The organism is Bradyrhizobium sp. (genome assembly GCF_052389815.1).
GTDB lineage: Bacteria > Pseudomonadota > Alphaproteobacteria > Rhizobiales > Xanthobacteraceae > Bradyrhizobium.
This window is the reverse complement of the sequence record NZ_JBQTHN010000145.1, coordinates 1-19,804: the sequence shown is the minus strand read 5'-3', so window position 1 is coordinate 19,804 and position 19,804 is coordinate 1. Positions and strand designations below refer to the sequence as shown.

Below are 19,804 nucleotides of genomic sequence, written 5' to 3'. Positions count from 1 at the left end.
TCCTCGGTCCGCACAAAGCCGCGCTCGATGCGCACGGTGCCGTCATGATTGAGAATGACAAAAGCCCCGCAACGGGCGATGTCGGCGGGGTCGTATGCCCTGCGCTTGGCCTCAAGCCGCTCGATCTCGGCCTCAAGCTCGCCGAAACGCGCGTCGACCTCGTCAGTCAGTTCCTCGTCGTTCTCATGCTGCTCCGTCGGGCTGTCGAACTCGCCCCTCGCGGCGTCCAGGGCGGCCTGATCCTCCGCCGAAAGGTCCACGGCTTGCGGATAGGTCCGGCGCAGCCCGTGGCTGTGGGGGTAGTCGAGATGGACCTGCGCCCACTTCCAACCCTCGGCCTCCATCAGGGCGTCGGCTTCGCGTCCAAGCTTTGCCATGACCAGCATGTCGAGAAGCGCCACGTCCTCGAAATAGCCGCCACCATCCTCGGTGAAGAGGTCGCGCAGGATCGTACCGCCAGCCTCGGCATAGGCTTCCGCGCCGACAAAGACCGCGCGGCGATCGGTGGCGGCGACGTGTGCTTCCGTCAGCAGGCGGCGGATCGTGCTGGCGTCGCGGTTAAAGGACAGCCGCTCATAAGCGGCCTCCTGCCGGGCATGGTCCTCGGTGATGGCAAAAGCCATCAACTGGTCCAGCGCAAGATCGCCGTTGCGGTAGATTTCCATCAGCTTGGGCGAGACCGCGCCCAGGCGAAGGCGCTGCCGCACCACCTGCGGCGTCTCGCCGAACCGGGCAGCGATTTCCTCCGCGCCATACCCGTGATCCTCCGCCAGCTTCTTGAACGCCTCGAACTGATCGGCTGGATGCATCTTCTCCCGCGTGACGTTTTCGTCGAGGCTGATTTCGTGCGGGTCGTTCGCGGTGTCGAGCACACAACGGATCGGCTCCGTCTTCTTGATCTCCTTCCGCTTCGCCCGCAGAAGCTGGGCGAGCCGCCTGCCCTCGCCGATGGTCACGAGGTAGAACCCGGTCGCGGCCCCTTCCCCGTCATACTCCGGTTCGATGACGAGGTTTTGCAGGATACCCTTGGCGGCGATGCTCGCCGCTTTGGCCTCAATGGCCGCCTCGCTGTGCGGCGTCTTGCGCGCATTCTTCGGCGACTTCTTGAGCTTGTTGAGCGGAATGAAAATCTCGGTTCCGCTCTCCGTGACGGTTTCAACTTTCTTGGCAGACATGATCGATCTCCTTTTAAGGGCTTGGGTGCAGAGCGCACCTCGCGCCTGCGCCCCTGCCCGTCGGCGAGACCGGGGGTAGCAAGTGCCAGGGCGACCCGAGCGGAGGGGGATCGCCCGCCCTCAAGGGCCGCTTCGTGAAGCGGGTCTGCACAAGCGCAGGCCAGGATTTCCCGGGGTTAAGGATTTGAGAGAGCGCGGAAGACCGGGGAGACCGCTCGGGTCGGCGCCGGCGGAAGCCGGCGCTTTACCCTGGCGCGCGCGAGGGGCAGAGCCCCTTAGCCCCGTGCGAAAGGGGAGACCCGTTGGTTGATGAAAATTGTCCCGGCAAGGAGAGAAGGCAGCCGACGAAGGGGCAGTGATAACGACGCGGGCATGAAATGACCGCGGGCACCGAGGCGACTGCAGTCGCGAGACCGGTTAAGAAGGCACCCGCGTTCGGGGCAGTGATAGCGGCGCCGGCATGCAATGCCGGCGGCCCCTAACGCGAGAGCCTCCGGCGAGCGACACGTTCTAAGCGACATGATTCCAACACAAAGAGCCACTCAAAAACAAAGAGCCCCGGCGTGAGATAATTCGATGCGCGTCGAACACGGTGCAGGGAACGCCAGCCGCATCGAGACGCCGATGAGGATTGGTGCGCCATGGTAAGCGATCGCAATCGGCAGATCGTTGAACGTCGCCGTTCAAGCGAAAGTCTTGGCGCTATCGGCTCCGCGATGGGAATCTCGCGCGAACGGGTACGCCAGATCGTCGATCGCGAGGAACGCCGCGACCGGCGTGCCCAGGAGCTCGAGGAAGCCGCTCGCCTCCCCCAGCAGCCGAATCCGCTTCAACTGACGCCGCGGCTGCGCAACATGCTGGCCAAGCTGATCGGAACGACGGACTTTACGCCAGACCAGGTCGTAGCTCTTGAATATACGGTTGCGATGTTCTCAACGATCCCCAATTTTGGATCGCGGGATTGGAAAGAGCTTAAGGCCTGGATGGAACGTGCGGGAAAGTCGCCGGCGTATCAATGCGTCGGCGGCAGTCGGCGTTCCCATGATTCTCGATTGCGGCGCGGAGCTGAGCATGACCGTCGGGGACGCAGAAATTCGGATCGAAATATTCCCGCCGTTTGGGCCAGACCGCCGGCGGACGACGGCGGGCTATGATTCGGATGGACGCGGGCGGCATGCCGCCGAAGGTCGGAGGAAAGCCCACGGCAGCGCAAACCAGATCCATGCTGCGATCTGGAAGGCGAGGCTGAGAGCAAAGGCAGTCTGATAAGCGATTTCCGGATAATGCCCGGCTTGAGGCGTCCAATGCCCAAGCACGACACCGGTCGCGTACTGCACGACGAACGCCGCGGCGATGTGCAACAAATTTAGGGCACCGTTGGCCCGTCCAGTGAGCTGTTTCGGAAAATATTCGGCCAGTATGGCAAAGCTGAGCACGGTAGCCGCGCCGACCGCCGCCACAACCGCCCACTCCAGATATGACGGCAAAGGCAAGCGCAGGATCAAGGCGAACTGAGTTGCAATAAACACGGCCGCAACAAGCCCCAGAAGCATCTCTGGTCCGACGCCACGCCTGCGCAGCCGATCGGCAGCGACCCCGAGCAGGATCGCGCCCAAACTGAGGGCGATCGCCATGGCAAACAAATGAGATACCACGCCGGTACGGTCGAGGCCCTCCACATCCCTGAGCCACTGCGCCGCCCAGAGCCCTTGGAGCGCCCACGCCGTTCCAATGCAGGATGCCGAGAGTGGCGCAATACGCCAGAAGCGTGGATCGGCGTAGACCTTTCTCAAGCCGACCGGGGCGCCATTGCCTGGCGCCGGCGCAGCCTCAGGCACGACGAGATAGACCATGACCGCAGAGGCGGCGGTTAACGCAGCGAACAGGCCGAACAGTTCACGCCAGCCGATCCAGGCGAGCAGCAAGTCGGCCGGTAATGTCGCCGTCACCGCCCCCAGAGCGCCGAGCATGACCATCAAGCCGTTGAGGAGCGGCACGCGATTTTCTGGAAACCAGAGAACGAGCGCCTTCAATCCCGCGGTTAGAGTAGAGGCGACACCCAGACCTATCAATGCGCGACCGACCAGAAGCGCAATGAAATGGTCCGACACCGCAAACAATGTCGCGCCGGCCGCTGCAATTGCCAGCAACACGCTCTGAATCCGCCGCGGACCGTATCGGTCGAGGAGGATGCCGATGGGTATCTGGGCGGCTGCAAACGTCAGGAAGTAAACCGACGTCAGCAAGCCAAGATCGTCGGCACCGAGCCCCAATTCCGTTGCCAGGGGAGCCGCCATGACCGCGTTGATGGTCCGGAACAGATAGGCGATGTAATAGCCGGCGACGAATGGCAGGAACACGCGCAAGATCAAGGAGCCGATTTCAACCGGATCTTTCGTCACACTCGCCGCCGTTGGCGAGGTTCGTGCGGATCGTCGTGAAACGATCGCCGTCCCGTCTTCCTCGATTGCTCGGCAGCTAGCAGCATCAGTAAAAAGCGCTGCCTGTACGGCCTCGAAAGCCGCCGTTGCTGCCGTCCTCCCGGACGGCAGCAACAGGCGCTGAGGCGTCATCAATCGCAGTCGATGCCGGAAGACCTGGTTGGTACGCAGTGGATCTGGAGCCGAGGGACTCGAGTTCCGCAAGATCGCTTGCGAAAGCGTCCGCCCTCGTTGCGCCGACCCTGTCAATCGTCTCTCGTATGAGGGGAATTTTGAGATCAACCCGCCTTGCTACTTGCGCAGCAAATTCCTCGAATCGCTCTGCTCCGAGCGCGCATGCGGCACCTTGCGCGGCTCCCGGCAATATCGGGGTTACCGCGAGATGAAACCGGACATGAAGAGCAGCCGTCTCATTCGCAATCCTGAGATTGCGATCGAGCTGCTCGATCTGGTGGCTCAAGCCACCGAGGCGGCGCGCCACGGTCGCGGCATCGCCGACGTCGTCGTCAGAGCCCAGGAAAAGATCGAGGGCTGCTTCGACGAGCGCAGATTTTGTGGCGCCGGGACGTTTGGCCGCCTCTGCCAACCGCGCAGCCATTTGCTCGGAGAGATAAACGCCAACCCTGGGTTTCATGGGGGATCTCGCTTGGACGCAACTCAAGGCCATCATCTGTGGTGCAAACGAACCACGTCGGCACCGGCTGTTTCCTGATCAAACTGGACGAGCGAGTGGTCTCGACATCCGCGCCGATACAATCCAAGGCTTGGATCAATCTCGTTCCCCGGAAAGCCGCGGCGCCAGCTTCCGCGCTCGACAGCGCCCAGGAAGCCTTCAACTTGAGCATCGAATGAGGCCGGCTCTTCCAGGTTGATCGCATGGCCGGTATTGGGGCAGATCCACAGACCAGCGTTGGGAAGCACGGATTTGAGCATCAGGTTGGTCTCGAGGCAGCGGACGTCCTCGTCACCTACGGCGAGCAATACCGGAACCGCCATGTCAGACAATTGATCGCGCAAGGTATGCAACGACGGCCGCAAGGCCTGGCAGCGCGCCATCGTGTTCGACATGCCCTGCGGCGAATGTTGACGCAGACGGACCACGAATTCCCGCCAGCTAGCCTGGTCCTTGTATTTCAATTGGATGCGGGCCGGACCGCGCGCCATCCTCTCGGCCACTCCGACCATTCCATGGTCGATGAAAATCCGCGCGAGAATCGACGTTTCCCTCAACCAGGCGTCATGCTGGGAAGGATGAGAGCCAGACCCCACGCCTGCTGCGACAATCGAGCTGGCTTTTTCCGGATACCGCAACCCAAACTGTAGAGCGGCATATCCGCCCATGCTCAAGCCGACCAGATGGGCGCGCTCGATCTCGAGGCCCCGCATCACAGCGGCGATGTCGTCTACCGCCAACTCCCAACCATATGAGGCGAAATCTTCCGGGATATCGCTGGGCGGATAGCCGCGAGCATTGTAAGCGATACAACGATAGCCGCGAGAGAAATGGCGAGTCTGGGCTTCCCATCCACGGATGTCCGATGCGAGTTCATGGATGAAGATGATCGGATAGCCGTGGCCACGCTCCTCGACATAGAGCTTTGCTCCTGTGGCCTCGACATATGGCATCGCTGCTCTTCCTCATCCCCAACGTGCGTGTTCGGGTGCAGAGACAGAAAAGCAGAGAGGATTGCAATCGGTGCGTCGATGTCATCGCGCCATGGCGTAGCACGGCGTAGAATTGCCGGGGTACGGGCGAATACCTGCGATATCTCGCGTCGGCCGGCGCGCCGCGTCAGCATGATTTTGAGTCGATCCTTGATTAATCTCGATAGGCATTGAAGCCACCGCAGATCACTCATCCCATTTGCCGCAAGTGGCGGTCGATTCCACGATCAATGCGTTCCGGACGTTCATCTCGGAATGCGCATTTGCCGAGACGGCGAAAAACCAACGTTCCATTGTTAGTCTCGGTGTGGATCATAAAGCGCTCGACCGCTCGAATCGATATGTTGCCCCACCTTGGCGCGTCAAATTTTTATTAGTTCGACGGCGTGGCGCGCGTCATCACGTCCAACGAACCGAGCGAACACCTACCTTGGATCGACGCTAGATCGGATCTTTACCTGCGCTTTGCGCTCCTGGCGAGAATCGATCTGGGCTTCCGGCGTAGCACGATGAGGATGACGGGCCAGAACGCAAAAGGAGAAGTGTATCCAACCTATTTGTGCGCGTTTTCCGCCGATTCAGTTATCTCGGCGCTAGACTTGTTCACCTCGGATCAGCCCTCTGCGATCGTAATAGTCCCGGTCGCCTGTGCCACGCTTGCAGGTGTTCATTAGCAGCCTGACCTGGTTGCTCCATTAGCATCGAGAAAGATTTTTTCTATGCGCGTCATTGATCCGGCGGATTTCTTGTCTGAAGACGAGGTGCTCAGACGATGGCCAATGCTTACAAGGGCGGAGCTGCGGCGCGCCCGCCGAGCGAATCCGCCGAGGATCGAGTTCTACGGATTCAGAAAAAAAAGCGGCGGCCCTCGTTATACGCCAGAGCAGGTGCAGAGCTATATCGAACGGACGTATCTTAAGGTGTCAGAATGCCAGCAGGAAAGCAGCAGGCTGCCTCAACAGGCACTCAGCAGTGTCGATTCGAACTCGGCGGCTATTATCTCGAGCGCACGCATCCAGAGCATCTCGGCTTCTGGTACGCTTGCAAGTATGACGCCGGAACTCGCCAGGTCCGCCGCAGAAGTCTTAAGACTACAGATTTCGAAGAGGCCAAAGTTTCGCTCGCGGCGCTCGTCGCGTCGGCTCCCAGCAGCGTGAACCGGGCAGGGCCGCCCGGCCCCGACCAGGTTCTTAGTGTGGCCGCACTCAAGGCATATCTCGACGAACGCGGCTCACACATTGCATCAGAGGACGCGGCCGAGCGGGCAGTGGCGCTGTTTACGGACTATCTCGCTAGCATAAGCAAGATCGATGCACCTGTCGCATTTTGGACGCCAGCCCGCCAGCTCGAGTTGGCCAAATGGTGCGTCGAAAAACACCGGCATTCCGCTGGCTACATTGAACGATTGTTTAATGTAATGAGATCTGCGTTCAACGACGCCTGCGTCACAAAAATTAGAATGGATGGCGTCGGAAATAAGATCGAGACCGCGCTGATGAGTCACTCGCCGAAAATTGTGTGGAAACGTGAGGCAATCGCTACTGAACTCAAAATTTCAGCACGTCGGCCGCGACCGGTGACACTTTCCGTCGAACAGATGGCCACGGTGCTGGATTCGCTCAAAACACCCCATCTCTTCCGCTTTGCGATAATGAGTCTGTGCACGTGGGCTCGGCCACAAGCCATCATCGATTTCGATCCGGCAACGCAGGTTGATTGGAACGGTGGCGTGATTGATCTTGCTCCGATCGGTTGGGTACCTACGAAAAAGCGCCGGCCCCGCCAGCCGCTCACCGGGTGCCTCGCGGGCTGGCTACCGGTCTGGAACAAAGAAGATGAGGCTCGGCTGGCAGCCGCCCTTGCCGAGAATCGGACCCCACCTGAGCTCGGACTCATCGTGTACAAGGGCAAGCGCGTCGCTACGGTGAAGCGGGCCTTTCGACGTATCGGCACAGAGCTCGGACTGATGGGCTTTTCACAGTACAGCTTGCGCCATTTCATGGCCGACCAAATAAAGAAGCTGTTCCGGAATGTGCCGCGCGAGCAGCGCTCATTGTGGATGGGGCACGTCGTGCGTGATGGCTCGCGCACAACGGCGAATTACGAGTCAGACGATCCGGAAATGCTCGCGGACGTCGCGCTGGCCACCGATTGCGTAATCGCACTGATCCAGCAGCACTGCGCTAGGCCGCTATTTGCTGTTGACGTACTGTTGACGAAGAAGGATTTGCACGCGATCGGGGCGAGGGTGATTCCAGAAATGCTGAGAAAACAGAGAGTTGGTGGTGGGCACGACAGGGATCGAACCTGTGACCCCTACCATGTCAAGGTAGTGCTCTCCCGCTGAGCTACGTGCCCGGATAGAAAAAGGTGGTTGGGTCGGGGTCCGTATAGCGGCTGCGGACCGGGGCTGCAAGGACAGTTGGTCCTAAATTGCCCCCGAATCAGGCCGCCAGCATCTTGTTCACTTCGCTGACCAATTCGCGAAGATGGACCGGTTTGGCCAGGACCTTGGCGTTCTTGGGGGCATCCGAATCCGAGTTCAGGGCGACGGCCGCGAAACCGGTGATGAACATGATCTTGATGTCGGGATCGAGCTCGGCGGCGCGGCGGGCGAGCTCGATGCCGTCCATCTCGGGCATCACGATGTCGGTGAGCAGCATCTCGAACGGCTCCTCGCGCAGCCGCTGATAGGCCGACATGCCGTTATCGTGGGGCGAGACCTCGAAACCGGCGTTTTCCAGCGCCTTGACCAGGAAGCGGCGCATGTCGTTGTCGTCTTCGGCGAGGAGAATTTTGTGCATGGGTTTGGGTCGTCGCTTCCGGGTCACTGGATCACTCCACTCACTAAGCCCTGCAGACGGTAAATTTCGGGTGAAAGACCGCCGGCCGAGGATCCGCCGGGCACCGGCCGGCAGACGGCGATCTTACTGCATCAGGAGCCCTGCGGAAGGCAATCGAGACGGTTCGCATGGCACGGCAAAGAAGCGTTCCAGGGTAAACGGGCTTTTTTCGCTTGGCAGAACGGCTGCGATCCCGGACAATATCGCCTCACAAAGCACGCGATTTTCCGGCAAAAATGAGCCTGTCGGAGGAATCGCGGACGGATAAGGGACGGCGCCCCGCGAATGACCCAGTTTGATGGCGAATTGTCGCCACCGTTCGAGATCGTGGAGCCCGCGAGCTGGCGGGCGCCGATCATCTTTAATTCCCCGCATTCGGGCTCGGTGTATCCGGAAGAATTCCTTAACGCCTCGCGGATCGACCTCGCCGCACTGCGGCGCTCCGAGGACTCGTTCATGGACGAGTTGATCGGCCATTTGAGCGGGCACGGCTTTCCGGTTGTGACCGTTAATTTTCCGCGCTCCTATGTCGACGTGAACCGCGAGCCCTATGAGCTCGACCCGCGGATGTTCACCGGGCGGCTGCCGAGCTTCGCCAATACGCGCTCGATGCGGGTCGCCGGCGGGCTCGGCACCATCCCGCGCGTGGTCGGCGACGGCCAGGAGATCTATCGCGAGCGGCTGTCGGTCGATGACGCACTCGGCCGCATCGAGGCGCTGTACAAGCCCTACCACCGCGCGCTGCGACGGTTGATCAACAAGGCGCACCAGAGCTTCGGCACCGTGGTCCTGGTCGACTGCCATTCGATGCCGTCGGTCGGGGTGTCGCGCGACGAGCCGCGGCGCCCCGACGTCGTGATCGGCGACCGCTACGGCACGAGCTGCGCGCCGCTGCTGCCGGAGCTGGTCGAGGACACGCTCGCTGGGCTCGGCTATTCGATCGGCCGCAACAAGCCCTACGCTGGCGGCTTCATCACCGAGCATTACGGCAATCCGGCCAGCGGGCTGCACACCGTCCAGCTCGAGCTCAACCGCGCCGTCTACATGGACGAGCGTCGCAGGGAGCGCGGCCCGCGCTTTGCGCAGGTGGCTGCCGATTTCGCCGCCATTGCCGACCGCCTGGCCGAGTTGCCGCTCGGCGATCTCGGGCCGTTCCAGGCCGCGGCGGAATAGCCCGCCGACGTTGCGCGCGAGATTGCGCGTAATTTGTCGTCAAACCCTCTGACAATCTTTCAGGGCGAGAACAGCAGGCCGTTAACGCTTTGCCGCTGTTTGCCGCCGACGACGGGTCCTCTGCCGGGAATTACGGAGCATTTTAGGGTTCTGGTTCAGCACCCCTTCAAGCTTGGAACCCAAGGTCGCTCGCGCGGACCCTGGAACCGCGTACGCTACCAGCAACCTTGGAGGTCAAGTTGAAGCAGCTCTTCTCAAAGTTCATGAACGACGAGTCGGGGGCAACTGCGATCGAGTACGGCCTGATCGCGGCCGGCATCGCGCTTGCGATCATCGCCGTCGTCAACGGCCTCGGCACCAACCTCAACAACAAGTTCACGTCGATCAACACGTCGCTGAAGTAAGCTTCCGGCAAAGCCTTCGCGGCCACGCCGTCCCTCGAGAGCGTGATGACGTTTCCTCGGATCGTCATCGCGCTCTTTTTTTGCTCGAGCATGATCGCCTCGGCGCTCGGGACATGCTCCGGGCAAGAAAAAAGGGCCGCTTGAATGAACAAGCGGCCCAAGTCTAGGGAGGAAACGCCCAAGGAGGGCAGCGATAACGCAAAGCGCTACCGCACCGCAACAATATGCGACCGCGCTGCACAAAAGGCAAGGGCTTTCGATTAATTTCTTGCGCATTCCCGGCGAGGATGGCGGGAATGCAACAGTCCGGTTAAATACGAAAATATTTCTATTTTTCAATAGGTTATAAAAATACTCCGGGCGAGTACTGACGTTGCCGAATAGCCACCATGCAGACAAATCTCAACTTCGTGATGGATGCGGCTTTCGAAGAATGACTGACCAAGCGAAGCCGATTCGAAAGAAAAACGCGCGCAGGCAGGTGGATTAACGTCTCGCGGCCGATGCGCCGGCGTACGGTTTGGGCTAGGGGAAAGGTGAACACCCTCTCCCCCAGCGCCTGCCCAGGGACTGCCGTGACGGTCATCGATTTCAAAGCCTTCATCGGTCGGCTTGCGACCTCCTCCGGCGAGACCATCCTGCCGTTCTTCCGCACCTCGCTCTCGATCGACAACAAGAGCGTCGCCCAGGATTTCGACCCCGTCACCGAGGCCGACCGCGCAGCAGAGGCGGTGATGCGGCGGCTGATCAAGGCCAACTTCCCCCAGCACGGCATCGTCGGCGAGGAATTCGGCAACGAGCGCGAGGACGCCGAATATGTCTGGGTGCTCGATCCCATCGACGGCACCAAATCCTTCATCGCCGGATTTCCGATCTGGGGCACGCTGATCGCGCTGTTGCACAAGGGCACGCCGGTGTTCGGCATGATGCACCAGCCCTATATCGGCGAACGCTTTTCGGGCGACAACGGCTCGGCCCATTATGCGGGACCATCCGGCGCGCGACGGCTGACCGTGCGGCGCTGCGCCGCGCTGAAGGAGGCGACCGCCTACACCACCAGCCCGCTGCTGATGAACGCGGCCGACCGCGCCCAGTTCGCCAAGATCGAGAGCGCCGTCAAGCTGACGCGCTATGGCGGCGACTGCTACTCCTATTGCATGCTGGCGGCGGGCCATCTCGACCTCGTCGTCGAGACCGAGCTGAAGCCCTACGACATCGCCGCTCTGATCCCCATCATCACCGGCGCCGGGGGCGTCGTCACCACCTGGGACGGCAAGCCGGCGCAAAGCGGCGGACGCATCGTCGCCGCCGGCGATCCGCGGGTGCACGAAGCCGCGATGAAGATACTCAACAGCTGAAGTGCGAACCGCCAGGGAGAGCTTCGATGCGGACGATCGGCAGGCTGCTGGCGGGATTGACGCTCTTTCTAATGCCGGCGCTGGCCACGGCGCAGGAATTCCCGGCCAAGCCGATCAAGCTGATCGTGCCGTTCCCGGCGGGCGGGCCCAACGACATCGTCGCGCGCATCGTCGGCCAGCGCATGTCGGAGTTGACCAAGCAACCGGTCGTGATCGACAACCGTGGCGGCCAGGGCGGTACGCTCGGCACCGATGCGGTCGCAAAAGCTGCTCCCGACGGCTACACCATCGGCATCGTCAACGCCGGAGCGCTCGCAATCAACCAGAGCATGGAGAAGGTGCCGTACGAGACCTCCAGGGATCTCGCGCCGGTCACCCTGGTCGTCACGGTCCCGGAAATGCTCGTGGTGGCAGGCAACGTGCCGGCGAAGAACATGAGCGAGCTCGTGGCGCTGGCCAAAGCGCAGCCCGGCAAGCTCAACTTCGCCTCCACCGGCCCCGGCAGCCTGCCGCATCTCGCCGGCGAACTCCTGAAGCTCACCGCAGGGATCGACGTCGTTCATGTGCCCTATCGGGGCGCTACGCCCGCCATCAACGACCTGCTCGGCCAGCAGGTGCAAATGACCTTCCTCGACCTGCCCGCGGTCCTGCCGCACATCAGGAGCGGCACGCTGAAGCCGATCGCGCTCGGCACCGACAAGCGCGCACCGACGGCGCCCGACGTGCCGACCACCTTCGAGCTCGGCATGCCGGCGCTGCGCATCGAAAACTGGTACGGCATGGTGGCGCCTTCAGCCACGCCGCCGGCCGTCATCGCGGCGCTCAACAAGGTCGCAACGACGGCGCTCGCAGACCCCGCCGTCAAGGAAAAGCTCGCCGGACAGGGCCTCACTCCCGTCGGCAACTCGCCGGAGCAATTCCGCGACTACATCGCCAGCGAAACCGCGAAATGGGCGAAGGTGATCAAGGACGCGGGCGTGCAGACGTCGAAGTGAGCTGACGCGCCCCCTTGCGCAAATGCTCGACCAGCTGCTGCGCCGGCCGCGCGAGCGCCTTGAAGCTGCGGGCGCAGATCGCGAGCCGCCGGTCGGCCCAGGAATCCCTGATCCGGACCACGGCGATCTTCATCGAACGGGCGCAGCGCCGTCCGGCGACCTCCGGCATCACGGCAACCCCGATACCGGCCGCCACCATCTGGCCGATGGCGTCGAAATTGTTCAATCTCGCGCGGAAGCGCAGGCGGGCGCCGAGCTTCGCCGCGTGACCTGAGACATGGGCATGCAGCGCGCTCGAGGTGACGAGACCGACGAAATCGCGGCTCACCACTTCGCGGAAATCGACCTGGCGGCGTCCTGCCAGCTCGTCCTGCCGCGGCACGACCAGCACCAGCCGGTCTTCGCTGAAGGGGATGCGCTCGATGCCCTCGGGCAGCGCATGCTCGGCGGCGAGACCGAGATCGGCCGCGCCCGAAGCGATGGCGCGCGCGATTTCGCCGCTCTCGCGCTCCTCGACATCGATGGATATCCGCGGATGCTCGGCGAGAAAGGCGGCAAGCGCTTTCGGCAGATATTCCGAGATGCCCGACGTGTTGGCGAGCAGGTGCACGCTGGCGCGCGCGCCGCTGGCGAAGGCGGCGAGATCGCCGCGCAACGCATCGACATTGTGCAGGACGATGCGGGCGTGGTCGAGCAGGCTCTCGCCGGCCGAAGTCAGCTCCACGCCGCGGCGGCCGCGCTTGAGCAGCGCGACCCCGAGCGCCACCTCCAGCCGCTTGATCCGTTCGCTGGCCGAAGCCAGCGCCAGGTGCATGCGGGCGGCGCCCGCAGTGATGCTGCGGGTCTCCGCCACCGCGACGAACAGCTGCAGGTCGACCAGATCGAAACGCATTACTTCCCGGCTTTCTCCATGCCTTCGTCACAGCCGAAGGCATCCTCCGTAAGGTCCAGATTGTGCCGGATGGGCCGATCGGTCAATGTGACCCGCATGCAAGACTCGCTGCTCATCCTCATCGCCGCCGCGTTCCTGGCCGCCGGATTCGTCAAGGGCGTGATCGGGCTCGGACTGCCGACGGTGTCGATGGGCCTGCTCGCGGTGACCATGTCACCGGGCCAGGCGATCGCGATCGTCATCGTGCCGGCGATCGTCACCAACATCTGGCAGACATTCGGCGGCCCCTATCTGCGCGACATCATGCGCCGGCTGTGGCCGCTGATGATCGGCACCGTGATCGGCATCTGGCTCAACGCGGGGCTGTTGACCGGACCCTATGCGCCCTGGGGCACGGTGACCCTCGGCGCGCTGCTGGTGATCTACGCCGTCATGGGGCTGAGCAAGCTACGGTTCACCGTCGCGCGCCGCAACGAAAAATGGATTGGCAGCATTGTCGGCCTCATCACCGGCGTGGTGTCCGCGGCAACCGGCGTGCAAGTGATTCCGTCCATGCCCTACATGCAGGCGATCGGGATGGAAAAGGACGAACTGGTGCAGGCACTAGGGGTGTTCTTCACCATCGCGACGGTGGCGCTGGCCTTCAACATCACGGCATCTGGACTGCTGACGGCGGCGACGGCGCTGCCGGGCGCCATCGCAATGGCGGCGTCCTTTGCCGGCATGTTCATCGGGCAGGCCGTGCGCTCGCGGATGCATCCGGAGGAATTCCGCTGCTGGTTCCTGATCGCGCTGATCCTGCTCGGACTCTACATCGCCGGCAACGCGCTGGTCAGGATCCACGGCTGAGATCTCAGTGGCGCATGATCTCCGCGCAAACGCTTCGCGTTTGTCGCAGGGAAAACCGGTTCCCACTTTTCCGGATCATGCGCAACTCAGCGCGCCTCCAGCATCGCCACGCGGATGCCGAGATAGACGAACAGCCCGCCGAGCGCCCGGTTGATCCAGGCGATCGCGCCTTCCGACCGGCGGAGTCGCCTCGCCGCCTTCGACGCAAAGGCCGCGATGGACAGACACCACAGCGTGCCGTTGAAGATGAAGATCGCCCCCAGCAGCAGGAAGGCCAGCGGCTTTTGCTCCGAGGCGCCGTCCACAAATTGCGGCAGGAAGGCGAGGAAGAACAGCGCGACCTTGGGATTGAGCACATTGGTCAGCGCGCCCTGCCAGAACACGGACGAAAGCGAAGTCGCCCCGTTCCCGGCCGCGACGTCGGTCAGCGGCCGCGACCGCGACAGCAGCATCTGCACTCCCGCGAACAGCAAATAGGCCGCGCCGGCCAGCTTCAGGAAGGTGAACGCCGTCGAGGAGGCCATCAGCAGGGCCGACAAGCCGATGGCGGCGCCCAGCACATGGACCAGGCAGCCGCAGCTGATGCCAAGGGCGGCCGCCGCCCCGCCGCGCCATCCGAGCTGGATGCTGCGGCCGATGATGTAGGCGGTGTCCGGCCCCGGCGTGATATTGAGTAAAAGGCCAGATAGAACGAAAAGCCAGAGTTCGTGAATGCCGAGCATGGTCACTTTGCTTTCGGATCGCCTCCGATCCGCCATCTGCATATTTCATGACGGAAAAGCGACACCCGGCCGCTCCCGCCTCTTGCATTCCCCTTGCATAGGGATTGCATGGGCCGCAGCATCTGATCGGGCTTCCGTCTGCGACAACCTGTCTGTAAGGGAATTGGTGGGCGGAATACATAGTGATTCCAGCCGTGCCGGAATTCGAGGAATAATGCAAAGACGCCTGGCTGCCATCGTCTGCGCCGACGTCGCCGGCTATTCCCGCATGATGGGGGCCGACGAGGCGGGGACGCATGCCGCCTTCAAGGCCCATCGCGGCGCAATCTACCCGCTCATCCTCAATCATGGCGGCCGGATGGTCAAAAACACCGGCGACGGGTTCCTGCTCGAGTTCCCGAGCGTGGTGGGTGCGATCGAGGCTGCGATCGAGATGCAGCGCCTGATGGCCGAGCGCAACGCCCAGCTCCCCGCCGACCGGGTCATGCGCTTCCGCATGGGCGTCCACATGGGCGACGTGATCGCCGACGAGGACGAGGTGTTCGGCGACGACGTCAATATCGCCGTTCGCCTGGAAGCGGTCGCAGCTCCCGGCGGCGTCGCCGTGTCGGCCAAGGCTTACCTGGAGGCCGGCAAGCACCTTTCCACCGCCCTCGTCAATGCCGGCAGCCACCAGCTCAAGAACATCGGCGAGTTGGTCAATGTCTGGACCTGGGAGCCCGGCGGGACGGACGCCGCGGCCTTCGAATCCAAGGCCACATCGCAGCTTCCGGCCCAGTACCGCACCGCCATCGTCGGTGTGTTGCCCTTCGTCAATCTCGGCGACACCGACGAGTATTTCGCCGACGGACTCACCGAGGACCTGATCCACGCGCTGTCGCTGCAGTCGTTCTACCGGGTACTGAGCCGGAGTGCGACCTTCGCCTTCAAGGGCCAGAACCTGAGCGCGCGCCTGATCGCGCGCGAGATCGACGCGACCTATTTGATCCAGGGCTCGGTGCGGCGTGGCGGAAACAAGCTGCGCGTCACCGCGGAGCTGATCGCGCCGGAGACCGGCGCGCAATTGTGGGCCGGCCGCTATGACCGCGACATGGGAGACCTGTTCGCGCTGCAGGACGAACTGACCACGAGCCTCTCGGCCGCGCTGGCGCCGGAAATCTTTCGTGCCGAGGCCTCGGCGCCATCGCGGGCGTCATCGACCGACCTCACCGCCTGGGACCGCTTCCTGCGCGGCCTTTCCCACTACTACAAGCAGACCAAGCCCGATTTCGAAGCCTCGATCACCTACTTCCGGGAGGCGATCGCGCTCGATCCGTCGCTGGCGATCGCGCGCGCCTATCTCGGCACCATCCTGATCCAGGGCAGCCAATACGGCTGGATCAAGAGCACCCACGAGCTGTGGGCCGAGGCGAGGGAGCTGGCGCAAAGCAGCGTCCGGCTCGATCCGCGATCGGCCTTTGCCTATTCGATCCTCGCCTTCGTCCAGGCGATGGAAGGCGATCACGAAGCGGCCATGGAAGCGGGACGGCGGGCGGTCGCGCTCAACCCCTACGACATGGGCGCGCGCGGCGTGCTGGGATGCTGCCACCTGTCGATCGGTGAACACCGCCAGTCGATCGACCTGTTCACGACCGCTGTACAGCGCGGCAACAGCGACCCACGCTATCAATGGGCAGCGCTGCTCGCCTTCAGCCACTATCTGCTCAGACAGTACGACGCCTCGCTGTCCTGGGCGCGCGAAGCGCTCTACCTCAATCCCAATCACCTCCAGGTGCTGGCGGTGCGGACTGCCGCACTCGCGCAGCTCGGACGGGACGAGGAGGCTGCCAAGGCAACCGAGGTCCTGCTGAACAGCTATCCCGGCCTCACCGTCGAGAAGCACCTGCGCAATTTCCGCTGGAGGGAGCTGAGCGACGTCGCCCACTATCGCGATGGACTTCTGAAGGCCGGCGTGCCGTCCACCAAGCTCATCCTGGTCGAGGCCGGAAGGCGCACCGCGAATTCCTGAGCGGCCGTCGGCTGCGTATCCGTACGACGTGTTGACAGTGTCTCCGATTCGGCCAAGATTCCCGTTCATCCACAGGTAGTATTCGCCTTGCGGCATTGCGCCGTCGCTTCAATTGCGTCGCCGAATCGCTTTTTCATTGTCCGCTGCTTTTTGGAGGATTGGGATCATGCAGGACCGCACCGGGTCGAATTCGAGCACGACAGGCCAGCCGATCGCCGTTTCGCCCGACAATCCCTGCCCGTTCCTTCGCGCGGTCGTCTCCGAAGGGTATGTCGGCGGGCACAACGTCCCGCTCGGCACTCTGGCCCAGACCGTGCAGGCAGCGAGCGGCAAGACCGGATTTGCGAAAGTGAAGGTCGGCATCGAGACCCGGCTGGTCGCCCTGGTCGCCAACGGGCTCAGCCCCTTCCGCCTGATCAGGAGCTGGTGGTCCGGCGCCACGCTCGACGAGCTGCGCAACGGCCCGCTCGACAAGCACGGCGTCGGCTCGCGCATCCTCGATGCCAAGGCCGATGTCCATGAGGACGAGATTGAGCGTCTGGCCTCCTTCGGCAAGGAGCGGCTGGACCCGATGGGCGGCGGCATGGAGATCGGGCTGAGCGGCAGCGAGATCACCACCTACATGAACGCAAATTTCGAGCGCGCCAAAGGCCATCGTCGCGCCGTCGACCGCATGCTGATGAACGGCGAGTGGCCGGTGCTGCTCAACATTATCGGCAAGGGCGAGGGCGAGGCGCGCTATCTCAGCGTCGCCGAGGTCCGCACCCTGTTCAAGGAGCGGCGGCTACCGGAGCGGATCAATGCGCGCCTGTCGGCGCACCCAGTGCACAAGAACGGCTTCGTGCGCAAGCTGGCCAAAGGCGCCGTCGGGCTCGTCGCGGCGCTGGCGGCGTTCGTCGTCGTGTTCGCCGAATTTCCGGAACTGATCCGCCCGATCCCGATGCTAGGCCAGCTCGAACCGCCGGCCTTGCCCGCGCGCCAACCGCTCAAGGCGGCTCATTGGCTCGACCAGAACTGGTCCACGGAAGACCGGTTCTGGTTCCACCATGCCAGCCAGGGCACGGCGACGTTTCCGGTGCCTTATTCCTGGTTCATGGCGCTGGAGCAGCCCGGCCTTCGCCTGTGGGGCCGGCCCGGCATGCTGGCCGACAGCGCCTATCTCGAGCGCATGGGTTTCCTGCCGAGCCCGAAGACGGTGCGCACCGACGAAGCGACCTTGCGCCGCTACGGCTTCGTGAACACCAGTGCGAAGGCAGAGCCCGCGCCGGAATCGGTGGCTGGCCTGAAACCGCTGCCTGCCGACAATATCGACGGTTTGCCGGTCGGCTTTGCGCGCATGACGGGCGTCGTCGATCCCGGCACCGGCAAACCCGATACGGACAAGATCGGGCTGACCTGCGCGGCCTGTCATACCGGCAGCATCTACTACAAAGGCGTCAGCGTCCGTTTCGACGGCGGCGCCTCGATGCTGGAGCTGCGCAAGCTGGAAGCTGCGACCTTCCTTTCGATCTTCTACACGCTCTACACGCCCGGCCGCTTCGACCGCTTCGCCTCGCGCGTGCTCGGCCCCGACGCGTCCAAGGCGGAGCGCAAGCAGCTGAAGACGAAACTGTCGGAGATAAAGGACTTCCTGTTCAAGCAGGAGCAGATTCACCAGAAGACCATCAAGGCGAAGCCGAAAGCAAAGGGACAGTCGGACACCGACGAGGGATACGGTCGGCTGGACGCGTTGAACCGGATCGGCAACCAGGTCTTCTATACCGACCTTGTCATGGGCGGTCTTTCCGGCCTCGAAGACAATATCTACCCCAACGACGCCCCGGTCAGCTACCCGCCGATATGGACGGTGCCGTGGCTGTGGTGGGCGCAGTACGACGCCTCGATCGAGCAGCCCCTGATCCGCAATGCCGGCGAGGCGCTCGGCGTCTCCGCGCTGGTCAACCTTTCGCCGGAGCACCCGCCCAACAGGCTGTTCAGCTCGTCGGTCGCGCTGGAGAACCTCGTGCGCATCGAGGCGATGCTGCGCGGCTCGGATCCGTTCAGCCGCAACCCGAAGAGTTTTGCCGGGCTGCAATCGCCGAAATGGCCGTCGCAACTGTTCCCCGACGACGACGCCTGGAAGATCAAGCCCGAGCGCGTCGCCAAGGGCCGCAAGCTGTACGCCGACATCTGTGCCGAGTGCCATCTCGGCCCCGTCAACGACAAGGAATTCGACGACCAGTACAAGGACAAGAGCTTTTGGACGTCGAAGCACTGGAGCCAGGACGCCAAAGGCGGATGGGTGCTGGACGAAGTGCAGAAGAGCGTCAAGGGCATGGGTACCGACCCCGCACAGGGCAACGTGCTGCGCGAGCGGATGGTTCAGGTGCCCGGCTTCCTCAACCTGCAGCCATCGGAGGACCTCGGCGCGCGTTGGAAGTGCAAGCAACTGCCAGCCTCAACATCTACCGAAATGCCCTTTGCGGTCGCCCTCATGATCGTTGTCGACAAGGTCAGCCAGAAATGGCTCGCAGATCGCAACATCACCGATCCGAAGCAACTGGCGGAAGTCTGGGGCGAACGCAGCAACTGCCCGAATCCAGACCAGTTGAAGGAAGCGATCTACCGCGCCCGCCCGCTGAACGGCGTGTGGGCCACCGCACCCTACCTGCATAACGGGTCCGTGCCGTCACTGTACTGGATGCTGAGCCCGCAATCCGAACGCCCGACCAAATTCTGCATGGGCGCGCGCGAGTTCGATCCCCGCGACGTCGGCTTCCGCGTCGAAGGAAACGAGACCTCGTGCAAGACCGGCCAGACCATCTTCTCCATGACCGGTTCGGACGGCACGGACATCAAGGGCAACAGCGTGCGCGGTCATTCGCTGGAGGCTGCGGCGGACGCCGACAAGAAGACCTATCCGGATGGCGTGATCGGCCGGAAGCTGAGTCCGGAGGAGCGCTACGACCTGATCGAGTATCTGAAGACGCTGTAGGGTTCGGCTCTTCGTAGCAACTATCAAGTTGGACGCGGATGAGCGCGCCCCGACCGGCTGCAGTGTGACGCCGCGCGCAGACGTCGTCAAGGATGGCCGTCGCGCATGTCGGTAGCGCGTGATCTGTCGCCTGTTTGTAGCTCGTGAAGTGTCGTGTTTTTGGTGCCCCAGAACAAAGGGGGCACGATGGGCACGGCATCCATTCACGAGGGTGTACGACGGATGCGATTTTCGGATTTGCTGGATCGGACGGAAGCCAAGGAACTGACGCAGGAGGCTGCGGCCGAACTTCTCGGGATCAACGT

General features: G+C 62.9%; 15 protein-coding genes and 1 tRNA gene. 8 read left to right on the top strand and 8 right to left on the bottom strand.

Annotation, left to right across the window (positions count from 1 at the left end; all coding sequences use genetic code 11):
* Positions 1–1,175 (bottom strand): ParB/RepB/Spo0J family partition protein (locus ACT4OC_RS22625; RefSeq protein WP_444841260.1); only part of this gene is annotated, 1,175 nt, incomplete at its 3' end.
* Positions 1,176–1,816: 641 nt separating this feature from the next.
* On the opposite strand from ACT4OC_RS22625, the gene ACT4OC_RS22620 reads away from it, so the two are divergent.
* Positions 1,817–2,329 carry a sigma factor-like helix-turn-helix DNA-binding protein gene (locus ACT4OC_RS22620; protein ID WP_444841259.1) on the top strand — a complete coding sequence of 171 codons (513 nt, stop codon included), beginning with the start codon at positions 1,817–1,819 and terminating at the stop codon, positions 2,327–2,329.
* Here ACT4OC_RS22620 and ACT4OC_RS22615 read toward each other — a convergent pair.
* The 5 genes from ACT4OC_RS22615 to cpdR form a co-directional block, all read right to left on the bottom strand.
* Positions 2,324–3,577 carry an MFS transporter gene (locus tag ACT4OC_RS22615; RefSeq protein WP_444841258.1) on the bottom strand — a complete coding sequence of 418 codons (1,254 nt, stop codon included), beginning with the start codon at positions 3,575–3,577 and terminating at the stop codon, positions 2,324–2,326. The genes ACT4OC_RS22620 and ACT4OC_RS22615 overlap by 6 nt on opposite strands.
* Before the next feature lie 85 nt (positions 3,578–3,662).
* Positions 3,663–4,250, bottom strand: a complete 588-nt coding sequence (locus tag ACT4OC_RS22610; RefSeq protein ID WP_444841257.1) for a ribbon-helix-helix protein, CopG family — start codon at positions 4,248–4,250, stop codon at positions 3,663–3,665.
* A gap of 32 nt (positions 4,251–4,282) precedes the next feature.
* Positions 4,283–5,242 carry an alpha/beta fold hydrolase gene (locus ACT4OC_RS22605; RefSeq protein ID WP_444841256.1) on the bottom strand — a complete coding sequence of 320 codons (960 nt, stop codon included), beginning with the start codon at positions 5,240–5,242 and terminating at the stop codon, positions 4,283–4,285.
* A 2,322-nt stretch (positions 5,243–7,564) separates the two neighbouring features.
* Positions 7,565–7,639, bottom strand: a tRNA-Val gene (locus ACT4OC_RS22600).
* An 86-nt stretch (positions 7,640–7,725) separates the two neighbouring features.
* Complete coding sequence (gene cpdR / locus ACT4OC_RS22595; RefSeq protein WP_444841255.1) at positions 7,726–8,085, bottom strand: cell cycle two-component system response regulator CpdR; 360 nt, start codon at positions 8,083–8,085, stop codon at positions 7,726–7,728.
* A 324-nt stretch (positions 8,086–8,409) separates the two neighbouring features.
* Here cpdR and ACT4OC_RS22590 point away from each other — a divergent pair, with 324 nt between their 5' ends.
* The 4 genes from ACT4OC_RS22590 (at position 8,410) to ACT4OC_RS22575 (ending at position 12,054) form a co-directional block, all read left to right on the top strand.
* Positions 8,410–9,297, top strand: coding sequence for an N-formylglutamate amidohydrolase (locus ACT4OC_RS22590; protein ID WP_444841254.1), 888 nt, complete (start codon positions 8,410–8,412; stop codon positions 9,295–9,297).
* A 263-nt stretch (positions 9,298–9,560) separates the two neighbouring features.
* Entirely contained in the window at positions 9,561–9,701 is a 141-nt protein-coding gene (locus ACT4OC_RS22585) for a Flp family type IVb pilin (protein ID WP_444841261.1), read from the top strand.
* Positions 9,702–10,276: 575 nt separating this feature from the next.
* Positions 10,277–11,059 carry a histidinol-phosphatase gene (hisN, locus tag ACT4OC_RS22580; protein WP_444841253.1) on the top strand — a complete coding sequence of 261 codons (783 nt, stop codon included), beginning with the start codon at positions 10,277–10,279 and terminating at the stop codon, positions 11,057–11,059.
* A 26-nt stretch (positions 11,060–11,085) separates the two neighbouring features.
* On the top strand, positions 11,086–12,054 hold the full coding sequence (locus ACT4OC_RS22575; protein WP_444841252.1) for a Bug family tripartite tricarboxylate transporter substrate binding protein: 969 nt from the start codon (positions 11,086–11,088) through the stop codon (positions 12,052–12,054).
* Here ACT4OC_RS22575 and ACT4OC_RS22570 read toward each other — a convergent pair.
* On the bottom strand, positions 12,023–12,946 hold the full coding sequence (locus ACT4OC_RS22570; protein WP_444841251.1) for a LysR substrate-binding domain-containing protein: 924 nt from the start codon (positions 12,944–12,946) through the stop codon (positions 12,023–12,025). The genes ACT4OC_RS22575 and ACT4OC_RS22570 overlap by 32 nt on opposite strands.
* 96 nt (positions 12,947–13,042) lie before the next feature.
* On the opposite strand from ACT4OC_RS22570, the gene ACT4OC_RS22565 reads away from it, so the two are divergent.
* Positions 13,043–13,795, top strand: coding sequence for a sulfite exporter TauE/SafE family protein (locus ACT4OC_RS22565; protein ID WP_444841250.1), 753 nt, complete (start codon positions 13,043–13,045; stop codon positions 13,793–13,795).
* Between the two features lie 86 nt (positions 13,796–13,881).
* Here the strand turns inward: ACT4OC_RS22565 and ACT4OC_RS22560 are convergent, their stop codons facing one another.
* Entirely contained in the window at positions 13,882–14,517 is a 636-nt protein-coding gene (locus ACT4OC_RS22560) for a LysE family translocator (RefSeq protein ID WP_444841249.1), read from the bottom strand.
* Between the two features lie 214 nt (positions 14,518–14,731).
* Here ACT4OC_RS22560 and ACT4OC_RS22555 point away from each other — a divergent pair, with 214 nt between their 5' ends.
* Both ACT4OC_RS22555 and ACT4OC_RS22550 read left to right on the top strand, forming a co-directional pair.
* Positions 14,732–16,525, top strand: a complete 1,794-nt coding sequence (locus ACT4OC_RS22555) for an adenylate/guanylate cyclase domain-containing protein (RefSeq protein ID WP_444841248.1) — start codon at positions 14,732–14,734, stop codon at positions 16,523–16,525.
* A 166-nt stretch (positions 16,526–16,691) separates the two neighbouring features.
* The gene (locus ACT4OC_RS22550) at positions 16,692–19,499 is read left to right on the top strand and encodes a di-heme-cytochrome C peroxidase (RefSeq protein WP_444841247.1); all 2,808 of its coding nucleotides are present in this window, start codon (positions 16,692–16,694) and stop codon (positions 19,497–19,499) included.
* The last annotated feature ends 305 nt before the right edge of the window (positions 19,500–19,804 follow it).

Excerpts from the sequence above, each read along its gene's own strand:
- ACT4OC_RS22570 (WP_444841251.1), bottom strand. The coding sequence starts at position 12,946 with ATGCGTTTCGATCTGGTCGACCTGCAGCTGTTCGTCGCGGTGGCGGAG.
- ACT4OC_RS22620 (WP_444841259.1), top strand. The coding sequence starts at position 1,817 with ATGGTAAGCGATCGCAATCGGCAGATCGTTGAACGTCGCCGTTCAAGC.
- ACT4OC_RS22565 (WP_444841250.1), top strand. The coding sequence starts at position 13,043 with ATGCAAGACTCGCTGCTCATCCTCATCGCCGCCGCGTTCCTGGCCGCC.
- ACT4OC_RS22575 (WP_444841252.1), top strand. The coding sequence starts at position 11,086 with ATGCGGACGATCGGCAGGCTGCTGGCGGGATTGACGCTCTTTCTAATG.
- ACT4OC_RS22560 (WP_444841249.1), bottom strand. The coding sequence starts at position 14,517 with ATGCTCGGCATTCACGAACTCTGGCTTTTCGTTCTATCTGGCCTTTTA.
- cpdR (WP_444841255.1), bottom strand. The coding sequence starts at position 8,085 with ATGCACAAAATTCTCCTCGCCGAAGACGACAACGACATGCGCCGCTTC.
- ACT4OC_RS22585 (WP_444841261.1), top strand. The coding sequence starts at position 9,561 with ATGAACGACGAGTCGGGGGCAACTGCGATCGAGTACGGCCTGATCGCG.
- ACT4OC_RS22590 (WP_444841254.1), top strand. The coding sequence starts at position 8,410 with ATGACCCAGTTTGATGGCGAATTGTCGCCACCGTTCGAGATCGTGGAG.
- ACT4OC_RS22555 (WP_444841248.1), top strand. The coding sequence starts at position 14,732 with ATGCAAAGACGCCTGGCTGCCATCGTCTGCGCCGACGTCGCCGGCTAT.
- ACT4OC_RS22605 (WP_444841256.1), bottom strand. The coding sequence starts at position 5,242 with ATGCCATATGTCGAGGCCACAGGAGCAAAGCTCTATGTCGAGGAGCGT.
- ACT4OC_RS22550 (WP_444841247.1), top strand. The coding sequence starts at position 16,692 with ATGCAGGACCGCACCGGGTCGAATTCGAGCACGACAGGCCAGCCGATC.
- ACT4OC_RS22610 (WP_444841257.1), bottom strand. The coding sequence starts at position 4,250 with ATGAAACCCAGGGTTGGCGTTTATCTCTCCGAGCAAATGGCTGCGCGG.